Genomic DNA, 20,867 nt, shown 5'->3' with positions numbered 1-20,867 from the left:
TTGGAAATGGGAAGAAACGTCACTCCGATGGAGAATGAATATGTCCGCCAGCAGGAAAACAAACATAAAGCATCCTCTAAAAGAAAAAAACGTTTAGTCCGCCGTCTTTCCGTGTTCTTCGTCTTAGCAATCGCCATCACAGGATTTATGGTCTCGACGCTCATTTCCAGGGCTCAGGTGCTTGAAGACAAGAAAGCAGAAAAGGTGCAGCTGGAGAAAAACCTCGACGCACTGAAGGAAAAACAAACGGCATTGGAAGAAGAAATCGTGAAGTTGAATGATGATGATTATATCGCCAAACTGGCCAGGCGTGATTATTTCCTATCGGATAATGGAGAGATTATCTTTAATATTCCTGAATCTGGAAAGGATAAAGAGAACTAAAGGAGAGGTGTCTTATTGACACTCTTTTTTTTAATTGGCTATAATATAGAGTAGGTTTATCTAACATTCTAAGGAGGAGCATTTCTTTTATGTCAATTGAAGTAGGCAGCAAGTTACAGGGTAAGGTAACAGGAATTACAAATTTCGGAGCGTTCGTGGAATTAGCAGAAGGTACGACAGGTCTGGTTCACATCAGTGAAGTAGCCGACAATTATGTCAAAGACATCAACGAGCACCTTAAAGTTGGAGACGAAGTGACAGTTAAGGTTATCAACGTTGAGAAAGATGGAAAGATCGGCTTGTCTATCCGTAAAGCTAAAGACCAACCACAACGCCCACAGCGCCCGCAACGTCCTCAACGCCCACGCAACAACAAACCGGCTGACACCCGTACGAAGGAAAACTTCGAACAAAAGATGGCGCGCTTCTTGAAAGACAGCGAAGACCGCTTATCTTCATTGAAAAAAAATACAGAGTCTCGCCGTGGTGGAAGGGGAGCGAAAAAAGGATAACTTGCTGTCTATTAATCCATATAGCAGGTCCTCATGCAGATGCATTCAATGAATGTATCTGTTTTTTTATTGTTTTTCATCCAGGTGCATACAAAAAAGGACCACTTCGATTGAAGTGGTCCTTCTGTATGATGACCCGTACGGGATTCGAACCCGTGTTACCGCCGTGAAAGGGCGGTGTCTTAACCGCTTGACCAACGGGCCTCAAAGATANATGGTAGCGGCGGAGGGGATCGAACCCCCGACCTCACGGGTATGAACCGTACGCTCTAGCCAGCTGAGCTACACCGCCATATAGTGGCCTTTAAAGCACAAAATCAATAATACCCACAAAGAAATGCAAAGTCAATACTATTTCATAAATAATTTGTCAAAACGCGGTTGAGCCTGATGGGAGTTGGATTGGAGGAAGAAAAGGGAACAATCATCGATATGTTTTCTGAATATTTTACCACTTCGTCCGGAAACACGTCGAAACTTTTTGGGTATACATTCCCTCATTCTGACAAAGTTCTGAGCATGTCCCATTTATACTAGTAAAAAAAGTTATGGGGAGTGTTTGTTACATGGGGAAAGCTGATCAAACAATCATCGAACCTGTTCAGAACGTAGACATCGAACAAACGAGGGTCGAGATGTCCAAAGGGATCAAATCGATTTATTCGAAGCTGGAGTGGCTCTTCATTGAAAAGGGACTGGCTCTGTTTGTGATTGGCTTTTTACTTGGGAGAGCCTTGATCCTCTCTCATCTTACACCATTTGCCCTGCCATTCTTTGCAGCTGTCTATCTTGTCCGAAGGGAAAAATCACCCATCGCGCTCATGGGGCTGCTGGCCGGAGCTGTCACCTTATCCTTCTCCAGTATCAGTTATACGTTCGCAACGGCGATAATATTCCTCCTTGCGTTCCGGCTGACGCAAAAATTCCACCAGAATGATATGAAGATCGTATCCTTTTACGTTCTCTTTTCCGTCGCTTTCGTCAAGCTCGGCTTTGATTACGTCCAGCAGGGGCAGGTGCTCACCCTCTATAACGGGGTCATGGCCCTCATCGAAGCGTTCCTTGCTTTCCTCCTTACCTATATCTTCATCCAAAGCGTCCCGTTCGTCACCGTTCAAAGGAGAAGGAGGTCCCTGAAGACGGAGGAAGTCGTCAGCCTGATCATCCTTCTTGCGTCCATCATGACCGGAACGATCGGATGGGCCTTCCAGGGGCTTTCTGTCGAGCATATCCTTTCGCGGTATCTTGTCCTTCTATTCTCCTTTGTTGCAGGAGCGACAGTCGGCTCTACGGTTGGCGTCGTCACAGGGCTTGTATTCAGCCTGGCCAGCGTGGCAAGCTTTCAACAAATGAGCCTCCTTGCATTTGCGGGCCTTCTCGGGGGCTTGATGAAGGAAGGGAAGAAATTCGGCGCGGCCATCGGGTTGCTCATTGCCACCCTGCTTATGGGGATGTACGGGGATAACAGTATGGTACTGACGACCACCCTTTATGAGTCAGGGGTGGCGATCGTGCTTTTATTCCTTACGCCCCAGAGCCTGGTCAAGCGAATCGCCAAGCACATACCGGGTACCACCGAGTACCATCAGGAGCAGCAGGGCTATATGCGCAAAGTGCGGGACGTGACGGCAAGCCGCGTCACGCAGTTCTCTTCTGTCTTCCAGGCGCTATCGAACAGCTTTCAGCAGGTGGAAGAGAAGATGAAAATGGAAGAAGTCGAGGATAAAGAGTTTGACTATTTCCTCAGCAATGTCACGGAGAAGACGTGCCAGACCTGCTTCAAGAAGGATCAGTGCTGGGCGAGGAATTTTGATAAAACCTACAATATGATGAAAGAGGTCATGACTGAATACGACCAGGGCAGGGTACCCCTGTCTTCACGATTATCACGAGAGGTGGAGAAGCACTGTACAAGGGAGAAAAAGCTGAAGGAAACCATTTATCAGGAGCTGACGTTCTATCAGGCCAATCTGAAGCTGAAGAAGCAGGTGCAGGAAAGCAGGAAGCTCGTGGCCGATCAGCTTCTCGGCGTCTCGGAAGTCATGGGCAACTTTGCGAAAGAAATCCAGCGGGAGAGGGAGAACCATTATCTGCAGGAAGAGCAGATCCTCGCGAGCATCGGCGAGTTCGGCATTGAAATCGATCATATTGAAATCTATAACCTTGAACAGGGCAACGTCGATATCGATATGGTGATCCCGTACTCTGGGGGGCACGGTGAAGGGGAAAAATTGATTGCACCCATGCTGTCGGATATCCTTGGTGAAAACATCGTCGTCCAAAAAGAGGACTGCTCCCAATTCCCTAATGGACAGTGCCATGTCACCTTCCAATCAGCGAAGAAATTCGTAGTGGACACAGGTGTGTCCCATGCAGCCAAAGGGGGAGGTCTGGTCTCGGGAGACAGCTATTCCATGATCGAGCTCGGCAGGGGGAAATATGCCGTGGCCATAAGCGATGGGATGGGTAATGGGGAGCGCGCCCATTATGAAAGCAATGAGACCCTGAGACTGCTCAAGAAGATCCTCGAGTCGGGGATTGAAGAGCAGGTGGCCATCAAGTCGATCAACTCGATTCTGTCACTGCGGACCAATGACGAGATCTTCTCCACTCTCGACCTGGCCATGATCGACCTTCAGAACGCTTCGTCCCGTTTCCTTAAGATCGGTTCGACACCAAGCTTCATCAAAAGGAATGACCAGATCATGAAGATCGAAGCGAGCAATCTTCCCATGGGGATGCTGCAACAGGACTTCGATGTGGATGTCGTCTCCGAGCAGTTGAAGGCGGGAGACCTTTTGATCATGATGAGCGACGGGGCATTCGAAGGACCGAAGCACGTGGAGAACTATGACGTATGGATGAAACGGAAGATCAAAGAGCTCCAGACGGATGATCCTCAGGAAGTGGCCGATCTCCTCATGGAAGAAGTCATCCGGTCGAGCTCGGGGATGATCGATGACGACATGACGATCGTGGTCTCCACGATCAAACATAATATTCCGAAATGGTCATCGATCCCGATCCAGAAGAGCAGGCAGAAGAAGCAGATCTCCTGAGAAAGGTTCACGGAACCGCCATAAAAAGAGAAGAAAGTAGTTCACTAGAGTATAAATCCCTCCTCATTCGGCGATGCTGATAGCAACTATGAAGGAGGAGGAGACTCTTATGAAGACAGGTACACTTCGTCAGATTCTATTGATCACGGATGGTTGCTCCAATCAGGGGGAAGACCCCATTGCCATGGCCGCATTAGCAAAGGAACAGGGGATTTCCGTCAACGTCATCGGCGTCATGGACAATGACGTCATCGACCAAAATGGAATGGTGGAGATTGAAGGAATCGCTCTATCAGGAGGAGGGGTCAGTCAGGTCGTCTATGCCCAGCAGCTTTCCCAAACCGTCCAGATGGTCACGCGGAAGGCGATGACCCAGACGCTTCAGGGTGTCATCAATAAGGAGCTGAAGTCGATCCTCGGGAAATCGGCCTCCATGGAGGAACTGCCACCGGAACAGCGCGGAGAAGTGATGGAAGTAGTGGATGAACTGGGTGAATCGGTGGACATGGAAGTGTTGATCCTTGTCGATACGTCTGCAAGCATGAAGCACAAGCTTCCCACTGTGAAGGAAGCGCTCTTGGACCTATCCCTCAGCTTGAATGCCAGAATGGGAGATAACAAATTTTCCGTTTTCGTATTTCCCGGGAAACGACAGGATGTCGAAAAATTGCTGGACTGGACCCCGCGTCTGGAAACCTTATCAAGTATATTCTCGAAGCTTTCCCCGGGAGGCATCACACCGACGGGACCGGCGATTTCAGAGGCCATCACCCACTTCAAGAAAAAACGTTCACTAAGGGGACTGCTCTCTCGTGGCGATGATGAACAATACTTCGAAGAAACCATTTAATCTTCCGCCCGGTACGACCATAACGGGGAAATGGCATGGGGCTTCTTATACCATCATGAAAGAGCTGGGATACGGGGCCAATGGCATCGTGTACCTGGTAAGGGACGGGCAGGGCTACCAGGCCCTCAAGATGAGCGATAATAATGTCACCATCACATCCGAGGTGAACGTACTCAAAGCGTTCTCGAAACTCCAGGGGACCCCGCTTGGCCCCGGGCTCATGGATGTGGATGACTGGGAATACAGGGGGAAGAAGATCCCTTTTTATACAATGGAGTACATCCAGGGACCTACGCTTCTCTCCTTCGTACAGGGGAAGGGGTTCTCCTGGACGGGTGTCCTCGTCGCCCAGCTCCTTGCCGACCTGGAGCGGATCCACCAAGCGGGGTGGGTGTTCGGAGATCTGAAACCCGAGAACCTGATCGTCACAGGTGCACCCCACCGGATCAGGTGCATCGATGTGGGGGGCACGACCATCCAGGGACGTGCCATCAAGGAATTCACGGAGTTCTTCGATCGGGGTTACTGGATCGGGGGGTCCCGCCGGGCGGAACCAAGCTATGATCTGTTCGCCGTCGGGATGATCCTGATCAATCTTGCTTATCCAAACCGATTCTCCAAACGCGAGAACGGACAGCTTCAGCAGCTGAAGATGGCGGTGGAGGGAACAGATAGCTTGAGGAAATACCGGGGGACGATCTTCGGGGCGCTGGAGGGGACCTTTTCTTCCGCACAGGAGATGAGAGAAGACCTTCTAAGAGGCATATCCCGCTCAGCGAATCACGGACCGGCAAAGAAGCATTCGCACAAGCCTGCATCTACCAGGAAGATACCCCAGGCAGCGCCGAAGAAGCCTGCTAAACAATCAAAGGCAAGCAGGTCCTTGGAGACCGTCCTCATCATCCTCATTGTGGGGATGATCTACTTCCTCTACATCTACGGGGAACTGTTGTAGCGTCTCCCGTGAGTTTCCACGGGGATACTGATACAATATAAGGAAAACGGTTGGAAAGAGGATTGCTATGCTAGAACAGACATCCCGGGAATTTATTCAAAGGCATCGATTGCTCGAAAAAGGAGACCGGCTCGTCGTTGCCGTTTCCGGAGGTCCCGATTCCCTGGCCCTTATCCATTTCCTTCATGCTCTCCGTGACGAACTCGACGTGGAGGTGGCTTGTGCCCATGTCGATCATATGTTCAGGGGCCGGGAATCGTATGAAGATCTTTTGTTCGTCGAAGGGTTCTGCAAGGAGCGGGACATCCCCTTTTTTGGTGAGCGCATCAATATCCCGGAACTGATGGAGACGGAAAAAGGCAGCCTTCAGGAGATGGCGAGAAAGGCCCGCTATGGGTATCTCCGACAGGTTATGGATAGATACGGAGGCAATAAACTCGCGCTCGGGCATCACGGGGACGACCAGGTCGAGACCATCCTGATGAAGTGGACGCGTGGAGCGGGGGCCAAAGGACGTGCCGGCATTCCGTTCAAACGTCCTTTCTCAGCAGGGGAGATCATCCGGCCGTTCCTTCCTGTGACCAAGGCAGAGATCCTGGATTACTGCAAGCGGGAGCGTCTTTTCCCGAGGATCGACCCAAGCAACAGCAAGGATACATATACGAGGAACCGATTCCGTTCCAGGGTGCTGCCCTTTTTAAAGGAAGAGAATCCGCACGTCCATCGGAATTTCCAACAATTCAGTGAAGAATCATTGGAAGATGAAGAGTTTTTGGAGGAATTGACAAGGGTAAAGTTGAATAAGGTATGGAAGGTGGAGGAGGATTTTTCCACTCTTGATATCAAACGCTTTCTCCAGATGGCTCAGCCTTTACAAAGAAGAGCGATTAATCTAATATTAAACTATCTTTATAAACTTAAACCCGCTTCTTTATCGTCTATACATATTTACGATGTATTACGTCTGTTAAAGGGGGAGAATCCCAATGCCCAATTGGATTTACCCTCGGGGCTTAAGGTTACAAAGGCTTATCAGACATGTTATTTTCACTTCGGGAACCTTTCCGGAGGTCCATACTATTTTGAACTGGGAATCCATTCATCGATCATCCTTCCGACCGGCATCCGGATCTCGCTTATGCCCTCAAGGGGGTATGTACAGGATGACGGGGGTGAAACGATCCATCTGAACAGGGATGGAGTCACCCTTCCGTTGATTGTACGCACGAGGGAAGCCGGGGATCGCATGAAGGTGAAAGGGATGGAGGGCTCGAAGAAGCTCAAGACCCTTTTCATCGATGAAAAAATCCCTTTGCATCTTCGGGACCGGTGGCCGGTCGTCACCGATTCTGAAGGCAGGATCCTTTGGGTTCCCGGATTAAGGAAGTCCGTTTACGATACGGGAGAGGGACGCGAGGATAGTTTAGTGTTACAAGTCAAGAGCAATCATCTTCTAGGAGGCAGTTGAACATTGTTAAATCAGGATATTGAAAAGGTACTTATTTCAGAAGAAGAACTTCAAGAAAAAATCAAAGCGCTGGGTGCTGAACTGACGGATGCCTATCAAGATAAGTTTCCGCTGGCAATCGGTGTACTGAAAGGCGCGATGCCATTCATGGCGGATCTGTGCAAGCGCATCGATGCCCATATGGAAATGGACTTCATGGATGTGTCCAGCTATGGCAGCTCCACTGTCTCTTCAGGAGAGGTAAAGATCGTCAAAGACCTCGATACGAAAGTGGAAGGGCGCGACATCCTGATTATCGAAGATATCATCGACAGCGGCTTGACGCTGAGCTATCTTGTCGAACTGTTCCGCTACCGTAAGGCAAAATCAATCAGCATCGTCACTCTGCTTGATAAGCCGACGGGACGCAAAGCAGATATCAAGGCAGACTATGTAGGCTTCATCGTACCGGATGAATTCGTTGTCGGCTATGGCCTTGATTATGCGGAAAGATACCGTAACCTCCCTTACATCGGAGTACTGAAACCAGCGGTGTATACAACAGGGGAATAACGTCCATCTTAAGAAGAGTCTTCGCAAGTGCAATTTGTTGTAATGCCATGATTTACTATGATACTATTTTACGTAGTTTGTTTACCGTGGGAGGAGGTAAGGGATGAAACGGATCTTTTCTAACACCATATTCTATTTACTTGTATTTTTACTGATCATAGGTGTGGTGAGTTTTTTCAACAACAACAACGAACCAACCAAAACGATCGATTACAGTACGTTTATTAATAAGTTGGAAGACAATCAAGTCAAATCATTCTCCGTCCAGCCTTCAAGGGGCGTCTATGAACTGAAGGGGCAGATGAGGGATGCTAAGAAAGACGAGTACTTCGTGACTCACATCCTGTCTACCGATGGAAAGCTCATGGATCGGATCAACGACGCCGCCAGTGGCACAACTGGTGATAATGCCCTTAAGAAGGTAGACGTCGAAATCCTGGAAGCGAAAGAAACCAACGGATGGATTTCCGTCTTTACGACGATCATCCCATTCGTCATCATCTTCATTCTCTTCTTCTTCTTGCTCAATCAGGCTCAGGGCGGTGGAAGCCGTGTCATGAACTTCGGTAAGAGCAAAGCCAAGCTTTACAGCGAAGAGAAGAAAAAAGTCCGCTTCAAGGATGTTGCCGGAGCAGACGAAGAGAAACAGGAACTTGTGGAAGTCGTTGAATTCCTCAAGGATCCACGTAAGTTCTCTGAAATCGGTGCACGCATTCCGAAGGGTGTCCTTCTTGTAGGACCTCCTGGTACCGGTAAAACCTTGCTTGCCCGTGCGGTTGCCGGTGAAGCAGGCGTTCCGTTCTTCTCCATCAGTGGTTCGGACTTCGTGGAAATGTTCGTAGGGGTCGGTGCATCCCGTGTACGTGACCTGTTCGAAAATGCGAAGAAAAATGCTCCATGTATCATCTTCATCGATGAGATCGATGCAGTCGGTCGTCAACGTGGCGCAGGACTCGGCGGAGGTCACGATGAACGTGAGCAGACGTTGAACCAGCTCCTTGTTGAAATGGATGGATTCGGTGCCAACGAAGGAATCATCATCGTGGCTGCAACAAACCGACCTGATATCCTTGACCCTGCACTGCTTCGTCCAGGACGTTTCGACCGTCAGATCACAGTCGATCGCCCGGATGTGAACGGTCGTGAAGCGGTACTGAACGTGCATGCGAAGAATAAGCCACTCGATGATTCAGTTGATATGAAGGCCATTGCCCAAAGGACACCTGGTTTCTCTGGTGCCGATCTTGAGAACCTTCTGAACGAAGCTGCCCTTGTGGCCGCCCGTGAAGACAAGAAGAAAATCGACATGCGCGACATCGACGAAGCAACGGACCGTGTCATTGCCGGACCTGCCAAGAAGAGCCGTGTCATTTCAGAGAAGGAACGCAAGATCGTTGCCTACCACGAAGCAGGTCATACCGTCATCGGCTGTGTCCTTGATGAAGCCGATATGGTTCATAAAGTGACCATCGTACCTCGTGGCCAGGCCGGTGGATACGCAGTCATGCTTCCTAAGGAAGATCGTTACTTCATGACGAAGCCGGAACTCCTTGATAAAATCACAGGACTCCTTGGTGGGCGAGTAGCGGAAGAAGTCATCTTCGGAGAAGTTTCGACCGGTGCCCATAATGACTTCCAGCGCGCCACAGGCATTGCCCGCAAGATGGTGACGGAATATGGAATGAGTGAAAAACTCGGACCACTTCAATTCGGTCAGCAACAAGGCGGTCAGGTGTTCCTTGGACGCGACATCAACAGCGAGCAAAATTATTCAGACGCCATTGCTCATGATATCGATCTTGAAATGCAGCGCTTCATCAATGAAAGCTATGCGCGTGCAAAAACGATCCTTACTGAGAATCGCGACAAACTGGAACTCATCGCTAAGACATTGCTTGAAGTCGAGACTCTTGATGCCGCTCAGATTAAGAACCTAATGGATCACGGTAAACTTCCAGAGCGTGTATATGAATCCGACGTCGAAACAAGTGACGTGAAAGTGAACATCCAGAAAAAGAATGATGAACCGGTAAGTGGAGACTCCTCAAACAGAGACGATACAGACCGCGTATAATATGGTTGGACTTCCGACCAAATGAAAATCCGAATGGCACTCGTGGCCGTTCGGATTTTTTTGTAGTTTTTCATGGGGCACCTTTGAAGTGGGGATAGGCAGAAAGAGCGATTCCTTTCAGAACCTCCAATGCGTTCCCACTGTCAGTAAAGCGGTTGGTCACGCCTGCTCACGTTGGGTACGATACCGTTGCTTTACAAATCCAAGCCGGCCCCTTGTGAAACATCCGGTCCATTCAACCCATCAAGACGTGTACAGCGCTTGTCGGTTATCTCCCATTCAGTTCAACCCAGTCGCCTACCCAAACGGATTATGGTATGATGTTGGCAGTGTGAAAACAATGACCGAGTAGGTGAAAATTGTGATTTTTGTAATGGATGTTGGAAATACGAACATTGTGTTCGGTGTATATGAAAATGACGAATTGAAGTATCACTGGAGAGCCGAGACGAATCGCCATAAGACCGAGGATGAATTTGGCATGCTTGTAAAGAATTTGTTTGAGCATGCGAAGCTATCCTTTGATGATATTGATGGTATTATTATATCCTCCGTTGTTCCTCCCATCATGTTCAGTCTTGAAAGGATGTGCGTGAAGTACTTCCATATCACGCCCCTTGTCGTAGGACCTGGAATCAAGACGGGCTTGAATATCAAATATGATAATCCCAAGGAAGTCGGAGCCGACCGTATCGTCAATGCCGTAGCAGGTATTTATGAATACGGAGGGCCACTGATCATCGTGGACTTTGGTACAGCTACCACTTACTGCTATGTGAATGAAGACAAGCAGTATATGGGCGGTGCCATTGCCCCTGGGATCGGGATCTCGACGGAAGCACTCTATTCAAAGGCTGCGAAATTGCCGCGGATTGAAATTGCGCGTCCGGAGAATATTATTGGAAAGAATACTGTCACTGCCATGCAGGCCGGAATTTTATACGGATATGTGGGACAAGTGGAAGGCATCGTACGCCGTATGAAAGAACAAAGTACTCAGGAGCCGACCGTCATCGCCACCGGCGGATTGGCGACGTTGATTTCGAAAGAATCGACAGTCATCGATGTGGTCGATCCATTCCTGACGCTGAAAGGCTTGAAGCTGATTTATAAACGCAACATTAACGGATAAGGAAGGAGCTTTTATATGAGCGACTATTTAGTAAAAGCGTTGGCCTATGATGGTCAAGTAAGGGCATATGCCGTCAAAAGTACAGAAACCGTAGGAGAAGCACAGCGACGCCACAATACATGGCCGACTGCTTCTGCAGCCCTTGGGCGTTCTATGAGTGCAGGTCTCATGATGGGGGCCATGCTCAAAGGAGAGAACAAACTTACGATAAAAGTGGAAGGTGGCGGACCGATCGGTGCCATCATCGTCGATAGCAATGCGAAGGGTGAAGTAAGGGGTTATGTCACCAACCCCCACGTCCACTTCGACCTGAATGAACATGGTAAATTGGATGTGCGTCGTGCTGTTGGGACAGAAGGTACCCTTTCTGTTGTAAAAGATATCGGCATGAGGGATAACTTCTCCGGACAGGTGCCGATCGTATCAGGCGAACTTGGTGAAGACTTCACCTACTATTTTGTGACCAGTGAACAGGTGCCTTCTTCTGTCGGAGTCGGCGTACTTGTGAACCCTGACAATACGATCCTGGCATCAGGAGGCTTCATCCTTCAGCTTCTTCCTGGAGCAGAAGATGAGACGATCACGAAGATCGAGGAACGCCTAGGGAAGATCGAGCCGATTTCAAAGCTCATCCAACGCGGCCTTTCGCCTGAACAGATTTTGGACGAGGTCCTTGGCGAAGACAATGTGAAGGTCCTTGAAACCATGCCTGTCAACTTCAAGTGTCAATGTTCAAAGGAGCGGTTCGGTGATGCGATCATCAGCCTCGGTGAAGAGGAAATCAAAGATATGATCCAAGAAGACGGCATGGCCGAAGCCAAATGTCACTTCTGTAACGAAACGTATATCTTCTCTGAAAAAGAACTGAAAGAGCTTCAGCTGCAAGCAAAATAATACGATCTCAGGCCGGGGAGAATGGATGATGAGAATTAAACGTTCCGTCCTATTGACGGTGATCGGACTTTTATTGACTACAAATATCCTGACGCTCATCTTCTCAGGAAAAGGGGAAGGAAAGAATACAGAGAGCGTGGCAAGCATCGACGGGAAGGATATCACCCGGGAGGAGTGGCTCCATTCTCTTGAAGACAAGTATGGAAAAGAGGAGCTGAAGGCGCTCATCAACCGGAAGGTGATGGATCGCCTGGCCCTGAAATATGATATTTCCGTCTCTCAAAAGGAGATCGATCGGGAATTCGCCATGATCCAGTCCGCTTATAATGTTTTCGATGAAGGCAATCTCCAGGACGAGAAAGACATCAAGTCCCAGATCAAAGCGGATCTCCTCTTGGAAAAGCTCCTCACAAAAGACGTGGAGATTTCCGATAAGGAACTGAAGAAGTATTATGAACAGAATGAACGCTTATACACCATTCCGAAAATGGTGAAGTTGAAGCAGATCCAAGTGCCGGATCAGTCTGAAGCCGACCAGATACTCAAGGAACTGAAAGATGGGTCAAGCTTCGAAGCGCTGGCCATGGAAAAATCCACTGATCAAAAGACTGCTCCCCTTGGTGGAGATCTCGGCTACATCCCTGACGATGGAAACATCCTGACCCAGGAAGCAAAAGCAGAGGTCGACACGCTGTCCAAGGGAGAGTGGAGCAAACCTGTTCCGTCTGATGACGGATACCTCATTTACTTTGTGGAGGATACGATCAAGAAGAATCACTATTCCTTCAAACAGGTGAAAGAGCAAATCAGGCGGAAGATTGCTCTTGAGCAGGTTGAATCTCCCATGCGTGCAGAATCCTTTTGGGATGAGCTCGATGTGGATTGGTATTATGGGAAAGACCAAACAAAATAACCATGTTGCTGGGTCACCGATTGTGTATCGGTGGCTCTATTTTAATACCTCGGGGAAAATGCTTTTGCCTGGTGCAAATCATAGTAATGATCCGAATGGCATATGTTAAGTTTGTGTAGGGACTGAAGGCATATGTGTTGACAAATAAATTGAAAATTGTTACATTTTAATTAAAACCAACAAAAATGCTTGGAATTAGGAGTGAGGAATCATGGTCAGAGTAGCTAATTCAATTTCGGAATTGATCGGGCAGACGCCGATTGTGAAACTGAATCGAATTGTGGAAGATGGAAGTGCCGATGTTTATTTGAAGCTTGAATATATGAATCCGGGAAGCTCGGTAAAAGACCGGATTGCCCTTGCGATGATCGAAGCCGGTGAAGAGGCAGGATCATTGAAGGCCGGGGATACAATCGTGGAACCGACGAGTGGAAACACGGGAATCGGCCTTGCCATGGTGGCTGCGGCGAAAGGGTACCGTGCCCTTCTTGTTATGCCTGATACGATGAGTATGGAGCGTCGCAACCTCCTGCGTGCCTATGGTGCCGAGCTTGTCTTGACGCCTGGGGCAGAAGGAATGGGGGGAGCCATCCGCAAAGCCGAAGAGCTTTCCAAGGAGAAGGGTTACTTCATGCCTCAGCAGTTTAAGAATACGGCCAATCCAAAGGTGCACCGTGAAACGACGGGGCCAGAGATCGTGGAGCAGATGGGTGATCAGCTCGACGCCTTCATCGCAGGGATCGGTACAGGTGGTACCATCACCGGTGTCGGTGAAGTCCTGAAAGAGAAATATCCTGATATCAAACTGTACGCTGTGGAGCCATCGGATTCCCCTGTGCTGTCAGGTGGAAAGCCGGGTCCTCATAAAATCCAGGGGATTGGTGCCGGTTTCGTTCCGGAGATCCTGAATACCTCCCTTTATGATGAGGTCATCCAGGTCGGGAAGGAAGAAGCATTCGACTATGCAAGGAGAGCTGCAAGCGAAGAAGGGATCCTTGGTGGAATCTCATCCGGTGCGGCAATCTACGCGGCGAATGAAGTGGCGAAGAAGCTTGGGAAAGGCAAGAAAGTCCTTGCCATCATCCCAAGTAACGGAGAGCGCTATTTGAGCACGCCTCTCTATCAATTCGACGAAGAGTGATATAACAACATGCGGCCGTGGAGCAGTCTTTGCTTCACGGCCGTTTTATTTGCCTGTATTTTTCATACTTTAATCGATGAAACCTTGTGCTTCTTCATGTATCATGAAAGAAGAAAAACATGAGGGAGTGTGGCCAATGCAGCACGTATACTTTCTGAAGCATCCATCATCCAAAGAACAATTTTTCGCATCATATGAACGGATCAGCCGTCGTGAATCACATCACGTCCTCCTGGAGAGCGGGCGCGGAGGAAGGTATAGCATCGCTGGCATTAGGCCCGAAGCTATTCTGACAGGACACTCCCACGGACTTGAAGTTGAACATGAAGGGTCAGTCGAGGTGCTTGAGGGGGATCCCCTCGTACAGCTGGAAGGGTGGCTGGCCCAAAGGAAAGCCCCGAGACAAGAAGAGCTCCCCGATTTTCAAGGAGGGGTAATCGGGTTCATCACCTATGACTATGCGAGGCAGATCGAACGCATCCCGAACGTTGCCCATGATGATCAGTCCCTGCCTGATCTCTATTTTTATTATTTCAACGAGTGGGTGGTCTTTGATCATGAAACCGACTGCCTGTGGATCATGATGCTTTCTTCTCTGGGGGATGAGGGCGCCGGGGGCAGGCTGGAAGAACGGCTGGCTGAATGGAGCGAGCCTGCAGGGGAGACCGCTGCAGGTGAAGATGTGTATGAGCCGGGAGAAATTCAGGTATCCATGGACGAAGAAGCTTTTTCAGATGCGGTCAGGAAGATCCAGACGTATATCGCTCAAGGGGACGTATTCCAGGTGAACCTATCCGTACGACAATCACAGGAATTGAAAGTCGACCCGTTCCTGGTCTATAAAGAGCTCCGTCTTTTGAATCCTTCTCCATATATGAGCTACATGCATTCCCCGGCACTGCAGGTGGTATCCGGTTCTCCGGAGCTGCTCGTCAAAAAGCAGGGTCTTGAAGTCAGCACCCGGCCGATTGCCGGGACGCGCTCAAGAGGGGCAGACGATGAAGAAGACGCGCGCCTAGCTTCTGAGCTCCTCCACAATGAGAAGGAGCGCGCCGAGCACGTGATGCTCGTCGACCTTGAGCGGAACGACCTTGGAAGGGTCTGTGAGTATGGTACCGTGGAAGTGAACGAATTCATGGTCATTGAAAAATACTCCCACGTCATGCACATCGTGTCCAACGTCAGGGGTAGGATACACGACACCAAGACAGGGGCGGACTTGATCCGCTCGGTCTTCCCTGGTGGAACCATCACCGGGGCCCCGAAGGTGAGGACGATGGAGATTATCGAGGAGCTGGAGCCTGTGAGAAGGGGGATCTATACTGGATCCGTCGGTTGGATCGGCGTGAACGGTGACATGGAACTGAATATTGTCATCCGAACGATGCTGGTGAAGGAAGGGGTCGGCCACATCCAGGCTGGAGCAGGTGTCGTCATCGACTCCAATCCTGCCCACGAGTACAAAGAATCCCTCAAGAAGGCAAAAGCCATGTGGGTGGCGAAGGGCCGCGCGGAAGGAAGGGGAGTGAAGGCATGATCCTTATGATCGATAACTATGATTCATTTACGTATAATCTGGTTCAATTCCTCGGGGAGCTAGGTGAAGAACTCATCGTGCGTAGGAATGATGACATAACGTTGGCAGAAATCGAGGAGTTGAATCCGGACTATCTGATGATTTCTCCAGGACCGTGCACACCTGATGATGCAGGGATCAGTCTAGAGGCGATCCGGACCTTCAAGGGACGCATCCCCATCTTTGGCGTCTGCCTCGGCCACCAGTCCATCGCGCAGGTATTCGGGGGAGAGGTGGTCCGGGCCGAGTGGCTTATGCACGGCAAGGTCTCTCTCGTTCACCATGACGGAAAGACGATCTTCAAGGATCTTCCCGCCCCGTTTGCCGCCACCAGGTATCATTCCTTGATTGTGAAGAGGGAGACGCTTCCTGACTGTCTGCAGATCACGGGTGAAACGGAAGAAGGGGAAATCATGGGGATCCGTCACAAAGAGCTTCCCATCGAAGGCGTTCAGTTCCACCCCGAGTCCATTATGACCGAAGGCGGAAAGCAGCTCCTTGCAAACTTCCTTGCAACCTATAAAAGCACAGGGGTGACGGTATAGGATGTATATCTACTTGAACGGTCAGATCCTACACAGGGATGAAGCCCGCATATCACCATTTGATCATGGGTTCCTATACGGTATGGGCCTGTTTGAAACATTCCGCACCTACAAGGGACATCCCTTCCTTATCGGGGACCATCTGGACAGGCTCTCAAGATCCCTCCAGGATATGAAGATCCACTGCTCCCTCCCTGAAAGCAAGGTCGTCGGGATCGTAAAGCACCTACTTGAGCGGAATGGATGGGAAGACGCGTATTGCCGCTTGAATATCTCCGGTGGCCCGGGGGAAATCGGTCTTCCTTCATCGCCTTACGAGGATCCGACGATCATTCTGTTCCAGAAGCCCCTTCCTGACAAAGGACCGGCTTCCAAAGAAGGGGTCTTCCTGTCATTGGCTCGCAATACACCTGAAACCGGTGAGCGGCTTAAATCCCATCACTACCTCAACAACCTGGCAGGTAAAAGGGAAGTGGGCCCATCCCTGGGCAAAGAGGGCATCTTCTTAACGGAGGAAGGCTGGATCTGCGAAGGAGTGACGTCCAATCTCTTCTGGATGAAAGACGATGTCCTATATACTCCGGCGGTCGGGACGGGGTTGCTCAATGGGATCACCCGCCGCTTCATTATGGCCTTGGCAGGAAGAGCAGGACTAAGGGTAAGAGAAGGGTATTATAAAAAGGAAGATCTTCTTGAAGCTGATGAAATCTTCTTCACCAACTCCGTTCAGGAAGTGGTACCGGTCCATCAAGTGGGAGAGACCCTTTATCCCGGGGCGGAGGGAAGGTGGACTGTGCATCTGCAACGGGAATATGCAGCCTGCACCTCCACCCTTACAAGAATTAGTGAATTGAGCTAGGAGGCAACAGCGGAATGAAGCAAGTAATCAAATGTGGAAAGTACGAACTCGATTTCAGCGCAAAGACGTTGATCATGGGGATCCTTAATGTGACCCCCGATTCCTTTTCGGACGGAGGGAAATACAATCATATAGAAGCGGCAGTGGAGCGTGCCAAGGAAATGGTGGACATGGGGGCGGATATCATCGATATCGGAGGCGAGTCCACCCGGCCGGGCTATGAACCTGTACCGGTCGAGGAAGAAATCGCCCGCGTGGTCCCTGTCATTGAAGCGATTGCTGCCAGAGTCGACGTGCCGATCTCGATTGATACATTCAAGGCAGAGACGGCCAGAAGGGCCATTGAAGCAGGAGCATCTATCATCAATGATGTATGGGGCGCAAAGAAGGATCCGGATATGGCAAGGGTCGCTTCCGATACGGGTGCACCCATCATCCTGATGCACAACCGGGAGACGGAAGAATATGAAGACTTTATCCGTGACAGCATCCAGGACATACAGGAAAGCATTTTTCTCGTGAAACAGGCGGGGGTGAAGGATGATCAAATCATCCTCGATCCCGGTATAGGCTTTGCGAAAACGATGGATGACAACATGACGATGATGAGGAATCTTGATATTCTTGTGTCGCTGGGTTACCCTGTCCTTCTCGGTACATCGAAGAAGCGGCTGATCGGGCACGTGCTCGATCTTCCTGTAGACCAACGCATGGAAGGAACGGGTGCAACGGTATGCTACGGTATCCAGAAAGGCTGCCACATCTTACGGATCCATGATGTGAAGGAAATGGCGAAGATGGCGAAAATGATGGACGCATTAGTCGGAAAGGGGAAGTGGAATGGATAAAATCTATGTGAATGAAATGGAATTCTACGGATATCACGGGGTGTTTGAAGAAGAGAACAAGCTGGGCCAGCGTTTCAGGGTGAGTGCCGAACTTCATCTGGATCTCAGCACATCCGGTAAGAGCGATAACCTGGAGGACTCTGTGAACTACGCTGAAATCTATACAGTCACCAAATCGGTTGTGGAGGGTGAGGCCCTGAATCTTGTAGAAGCAGTGGCAGAGAGGATCGCCGGCAACCTCCTTGAGTCTTTCCCGAGCGTTGCCGAGTGCAAGATCACCGTTATCAAGCCGGATCCCCCGATTCCCGGTCATTATAAATCCGTCTCCGTCGAAATCACCAGGGGACGATAATATGTATAACGCTTACATTTCTCTCGGATCCAATATCGGGGACCGGGAGGCATATTTAGAAAAAGCCATTCAAATCCTCGGCAGTCATGGTAAGATAGAAGTCAAAAGGCTCTCTTCCATTTATGAAACAGAGCCCGTCGGATATACGGATCAAGGCGAGTTTTTGAACATGGTCATTGCAGTTCAAACCAGTTTGCGTCCAGAAACGCTGTTGCATCAATGCTTACAGGTGGAATTTGATCTTGGTCGGGAAAGGGAGTTCAAGTGGGGTCCGAGGATCATCGACCTTGACGTGCTGCTGTATGAACAAGAGACGATCGAAACCGCAGATCTTCTCATCCCCCACCCGAGGATGCAAGAAAGAGCTTTTGTCCTCATACCGCTGTTGGAGATCGCTCCCGGCCTGGAACATCCCTCATTCGGTGCCCCGTTGGAGAATCTTCTGGACGAAATACCTGACAAAGAAGGAGTTCGGCTATGGAAACAGATAAATGGGGAAGACGCATTCGTGCATTCAGGAAATTAAAAGGATTTACACAGGACGGTCTTGCAAAGGAACTCGGAGTGTCTGTCTCGGTCCTGGGAGAGATCGAGCGGGGGAGTCGTGTTCCGAGCGATGATTTTCTGACAAGTGTCTCCGAGGCATTGAGTATCCCGTTGGAGGAGCTTTCTCCTTCGGACGATGAAGAGTGAATGCTGCCCATATCAACGGACGATTGGGAGTAGCATAGGAGAAAGGCTTGAGAAGGTGAGCGGAAGAACCCGCCTGCCCGATCGGCCTTTTTTGGATGTTTTTAGAAGCGGATACTTTAGGGGTGTTACAAACCGAGATATTGTGTAAAATAGTAGGGTATATAATTTAGACAGTCAGTGAAAGTAGATAGAATAGGAGTGAAACAAATGAGCGAAGAAATAAATGACCAGCTTCAGGTCAGACGCGACAAAATGGAAGCCATCCGCGAAAAAGGATTGGATCCATTCGGTAAACGTTTCGACCGTTCCCATAGCTCTCGCGAAATCAAATCTCAATTTGACGAGTTTTCAAAAGAAGAGCTTGAAGAGAAAGACATCACGGTAACCATAGCAGGACGGATCATGACGAAGCGCGGAAAAGGTAAGGCAGGATTCGCACATCTTCAGGACCTCGAAGGCCAAGTGCAGATCTATGTCCGTAAAGACGCCATCGGTGAAGAGGCATATGAACTTTTCAATTCAGCAGACCTAGGGGACATCATCGGGGTGACCGGTACCGTCTTCAAAACGAAGGTCGGGGAACTTTCTGTCAAAGCGAAGGAATTCCGCCATCTATCCAAAGCCCTTCGCCCGCTGCCTGAGAAGTTCCACGGTCTTAAAGATGTTGAACAGCGTTACCGCCAACGCTATCTTGACCTCATCACAAGCCAGGAAAGCAAAGAAACCTTCATCGCAAGAAGCCGCATCATCCAGTCCATGAGACGCTACCTTGATACAAACGGCTATCTTGAAGTGGAAACACCAATGATGCACAGCATTGCAGGTGGAGCGTCCGCCCGCCCGTTCAAGACGCACCACAATGCCTTGGACATGCCATTATTCATGAGGATCGCCATCGAGCTTCATCTGAAACGCCTCATCGTCGGTGGTCTTGAAAAAGTATATGAGATCGGACGCGTATTCCGTAATGAGGGAGTATCGACCCGTCATAATCCAGAGTTCACCATGATCGAATTGTATGAAGCCTATGCGGATTACCGTGATATCATGGCGCTGACTGAAAACCTGGTTGCCCATATCGCGAAAGAGGTATTCGGTTCTACCACCGTCCCTTATGGTGATTATGAAGTGAACCTCGAACCGCAGTGGACGCGCCTTCACATGGTGGATGCAGTCAAGGAACACTCCGGTGTAGACTTCTGGAAGGAAATGAGCGACGAAGAGGCTCGTTCCCTTGCGAAAGAACATGGCATTGAAATCAAAGACAATATGACGTATGGCCACGTCGTGAATGAGTTCTTCGAACAGCTTGTAGAAGAGAAGCTTATTCAGCCTACCTTCATCTATGGTCATCCGGTTGCCATTTCTCCACTTGCGAAGAAGAACGACGAAGACCCAAGGTTCACGGATCGTTTCGAGTTGTTCATCGTCGGACGGGAACATGCGAATGCCTTCACCGAGCTCAACGACCCTATCGACCAGCGCGAGCGTTTTGAAGCTCAGTTGAAAGAACGGGAAGAAGGAAACGATGAAGCCCATATGATGGATGATGACTTCATTGAAGCACTAGAGTACGGTATGCCTCCTACAGGAGGACTTGGTATTGGAATCGACAGGCTTGTCATGCTTTTGACAAACTCCCCTTCGATCCGCGACGTCCTGCTCTTCCCGCAAATGCGTCATCGCGACTGATCCATAAAAAAGGCTGCGGATATCCGCGGCCTTTTTTTATGCTTGAAATCTTATATATAGAAGCAATCGTTTTTGGGTAGGGGCAATGGGCATTGTAAGATTCGAAATGTTTTTTTACAAAGTTGATATAAAATCGAAAAAAACTATTGCACACCCTTTGATATGGTGGTATAGTATTATCTGTTGCCGCAAACGAGCAACGAAGAAACATCCAGTTGAAAATAACTTTTTGAAAAAAGTTATTGACATCGAGATGAAAAACCTGTAAAATTATAAGGGTCGCTTCAAACGAAGCAACGAACATTTGAACCTTGAAAACTGAACAAAACAAGACAAACACGTCAACGTTAATTCTAGATTTATTTTTA

At 49.4% G+C, this 20,867-nt stretch carries 20 protein-coding genes and 2 tRNA genes; 20 read left to right on the top strand and 2 right to left on the bottom strand.

Annotation, left to right across the window (positions count from 1 at the left end; all coding sequences use genetic code 11):
• Window positions 1-6 precede the first annotated feature (6 nt).
• Both AF331_RS21460 and AF331_RS21455 read left to right on the top strand, forming a co-directional pair.
• On the top strand, window positions 7-384 hold the full coding sequence (locus AF331_RS21460; RefSeq protein ID WP_053429990.1) for an FtsB family cell division protein: 378 nt from the start codon (window positions 7-9) through the stop codon (window positions 382-384).
• 89 nt (window positions 385-473) lie between these two features.
• Window positions 474-896 (top strand): S1 domain-containing RNA-binding protein, encoded by a 423-nt coding sequence (locus AF331_RS21455; protein WP_053429989.1) that lies wholly within the window; start codon window positions 474-476, stop codon window positions 894-896.
• 132 nt (window positions 897-1,028) lie between these two features.
• Here the strand turns inward: AF331_RS21455 and AF331_RS21450 are convergent.
• Both AF331_RS21450 and AF331_RS21445 read right to left on the bottom strand, forming a co-directional pair.
• A tRNA-Glu gene (locus AF331_RS21450) sits at window positions 1,029-1,100 on the bottom strand.
• A gap of 11 nt (window positions 1,101-1,111) precedes the next feature.
• Window positions 1,112-1,188: transfer RNA gene (locus AF331_RS21445), tRNA-Met, on the bottom strand.
• A 274-nt stretch (window positions 1,189-1,462) separates the two neighbouring features.
• Here AF331_RS21445 and spoIIE point away from each other — a divergent pair.
• The 18 genes from spoIIE to lysS all read left to right on the top strand — a co-directional run bounded on the left by spoIIE (window position 1,463) and on the right by lysS (window position 20,499).
• On the top strand, window positions 1,463-3,955 hold the full coding sequence (gene spoIIE, locus AF331_RS21440) for a stage II sporulation protein E (RefSeq protein WP_053429988.1): 2,493 nt from the start codon (window positions 1,463-1,465) through the stop codon (window positions 3,953-3,955).
• A gap of 88 nt (window positions 3,956-4,043) precedes the next feature.
• Complete coding sequence (locus AF331_RS21435; protein WP_082347091.1) at window positions 4,044-4,805, top strand: VWA domain-containing protein; 762 nt, start codon at window positions 4,044-4,046, stop codon at window positions 4,803-4,805.
• Window positions 4,774-5,760 (top strand): protein kinase domain-containing protein, encoded by a 987-nt coding sequence (locus tag AF331_RS21430; protein WP_053430014.1) that lies wholly within the window; start codon window positions 4,774-4,776, stop codon window positions 5,758-5,760. The genes AF331_RS21435 and AF331_RS21430 overlap by 32 nt, the downstream gene beginning before the upstream one ends.
• Window positions 5,761-5,827: 67 nt before the next feature.
• Entirely contained in the window at window positions 5,828-7,228 is a 1,401-nt protein-coding gene (gene tilS, locus AF331_RS21425; protein WP_053429986.1) for a tRNA lysidine(34) synthetase TilS, read from the top strand.
• A gap of 3 nt (window positions 7,229-7,231) precedes the next feature.
• Window positions 7,232-7,780, top strand: coding sequence for a hypoxanthine phosphoribosyltransferase (gene hpt / locus AF331_RS22980; protein ID WP_048007735.1), 549 nt, complete (start codon window positions 7,232-7,234; stop codon window positions 7,778-7,780).
• A gap of 103 nt (window positions 7,781-7,883) precedes the next feature.
• Window positions 7,884-9,854: an ATP-dependent zinc metalloprotease FtsH gene (ftsH, locus tag AF331_RS21415; RefSeq protein ID WP_053429985.1), complete on the top strand. Its 1,971-nt coding sequence runs from the start codon at window positions 7,884-7,886 to the stop codon at window positions 9,852-9,854.
• A 361-nt stretch (window positions 9,855-10,215) separates the two neighbouring features.
• A complete protein-coding gene (locus AF331_RS21410) occupies window positions 10,216-10,986 on the top strand; it encodes a type III pantothenate kinase (protein ID WP_053429984.1) in 771 nt (256 codons plus the stop codon).
• Window positions 10,987-11,001: 15 nt separating this feature from the next.
• Window positions 11,002-11,880 carry an Hsp33 family molecular chaperone HslO gene (gene hslO / locus AF331_RS21405; protein WP_053429983.1) on the top strand — a complete coding sequence of 293 codons (879 nt, stop codon included), beginning with the start codon at window positions 11,002-11,004 and terminating at the stop codon, window positions 11,878-11,880.
• A 28-nt stretch (window positions 11,881-11,908) separates the two neighbouring features.
• The gene (locus AF331_RS21400; protein WP_053429982.1) at window positions 11,909-12,793 is read left to right on the top strand and encodes a peptidyl-prolyl cis-trans isomerase; all 885 of its coding nucleotides are present in this window, start codon (window positions 11,909-11,911) and stop codon (window positions 12,791-12,793) included.
• 211 nt (window positions 12,794-13,004) lie between these two features.
• Window positions 13,005-13,934 (top strand): cysteine synthase A, encoded by a 930-nt coding sequence (gene cysK / locus AF331_RS21395; protein WP_053429981.1) that lies wholly within the window; start codon window positions 13,005-13,007, stop codon window positions 13,932-13,934.
• Between the two features lie 136 nt (window positions 13,935-14,070).
• Entirely contained in the window at window positions 14,071-15,471 is a 1,401-nt protein-coding gene (gene pabB / locus AF331_RS21390) for an aminodeoxychorismate synthase, component I (RefSeq protein WP_053429980.1), read from the top strand.
• Entirely contained in the window at window positions 15,468-16,055 is a 588-nt protein-coding gene (gene pabA / locus AF331_RS21385; protein WP_053429979.1) for an aminodeoxychorismate/anthranilate synthase component II, read from the top strand. Before pabB ends, pabA begins: the two co-directional genes overlap by 4 nt.
• A 1-nt stretch (window position 16,056) precedes the next feature.
• Entirely contained in the window at window positions 16,057-16,914 is an 858-nt protein-coding gene (gene pabC, locus AF331_RS21380) for an aminodeoxychorismate lyase (RefSeq protein ID WP_053429978.1), read from the top strand.
• A 14-nt stretch (window positions 16,915-16,928) separates the two neighbouring features.
• Window positions 16,929-17,762, top strand: a complete 834-nt coding sequence (gene folP / locus AF331_RS21375; protein ID WP_053429977.1) for a dihydropteroate synthase — start codon at window positions 16,929-16,931, stop codon at window positions 17,760-17,762.
• On the top strand, window positions 17,755-18,114 hold the full coding sequence (gene folB / locus AF331_RS21370; protein WP_053429976.1) for a dihydroneopterin aldolase: 360 nt from the start codon (window positions 17,755-17,757) through the stop codon (window positions 18,112-18,114). Before folP ends, folB begins: the two co-directional genes overlap by 8 nt.
• 1 nt (window position 18,115) lies before the next feature.
• Window positions 18,116-18,640: a 2-amino-4-hydroxy-6-hydroxymethyldihydropteridine diphosphokinase gene (gene folK, locus AF331_RS21365; protein WP_053429975.1), complete on the top strand. Its 525-nt coding sequence runs from the start codon at window positions 18,116-18,118 to the stop codon at window positions 18,638-18,640.
• The gene (locus tag AF331_RS21360; protein WP_053429974.1) at window positions 18,592-18,807 is read left to right on the top strand and encodes a helix-turn-helix domain-containing protein; all 216 of its coding nucleotides are present in this window, start codon (window positions 18,592-18,594) and stop codon (window positions 18,805-18,807) included. The genes folK and AF331_RS21360 overlap by 49 nt, the downstream gene beginning before the upstream one ends.
• 207 nt (window positions 18,808-19,014) lie before the next feature.
• Window positions 19,015-20,499 (top strand): lysine--tRNA ligase, encoded by a 1,485-nt coding sequence (gene lysS, locus AF331_RS21355; protein WP_053429973.1) that lies wholly within the window; start codon window positions 19,015-19,017, stop codon window positions 20,497-20,499.
• The last annotated feature ends 368 nt before the right edge of the window (window positions 20,500-20,867 follow it).

This window comes from Rossellomorea marisflavi, assembly GCF_001274775.1.
GTDB lineage: Bacteria > Bacillota > Bacilli > Bacillales > Bacillaceae_B > Rossellomorea > Rossellomorea marisflavi.
The sequence above is the reverse complement of the archived record's forward strand: the minus strand, read 5'-3'. Positions and strand labels throughout refer to the sequence as shown.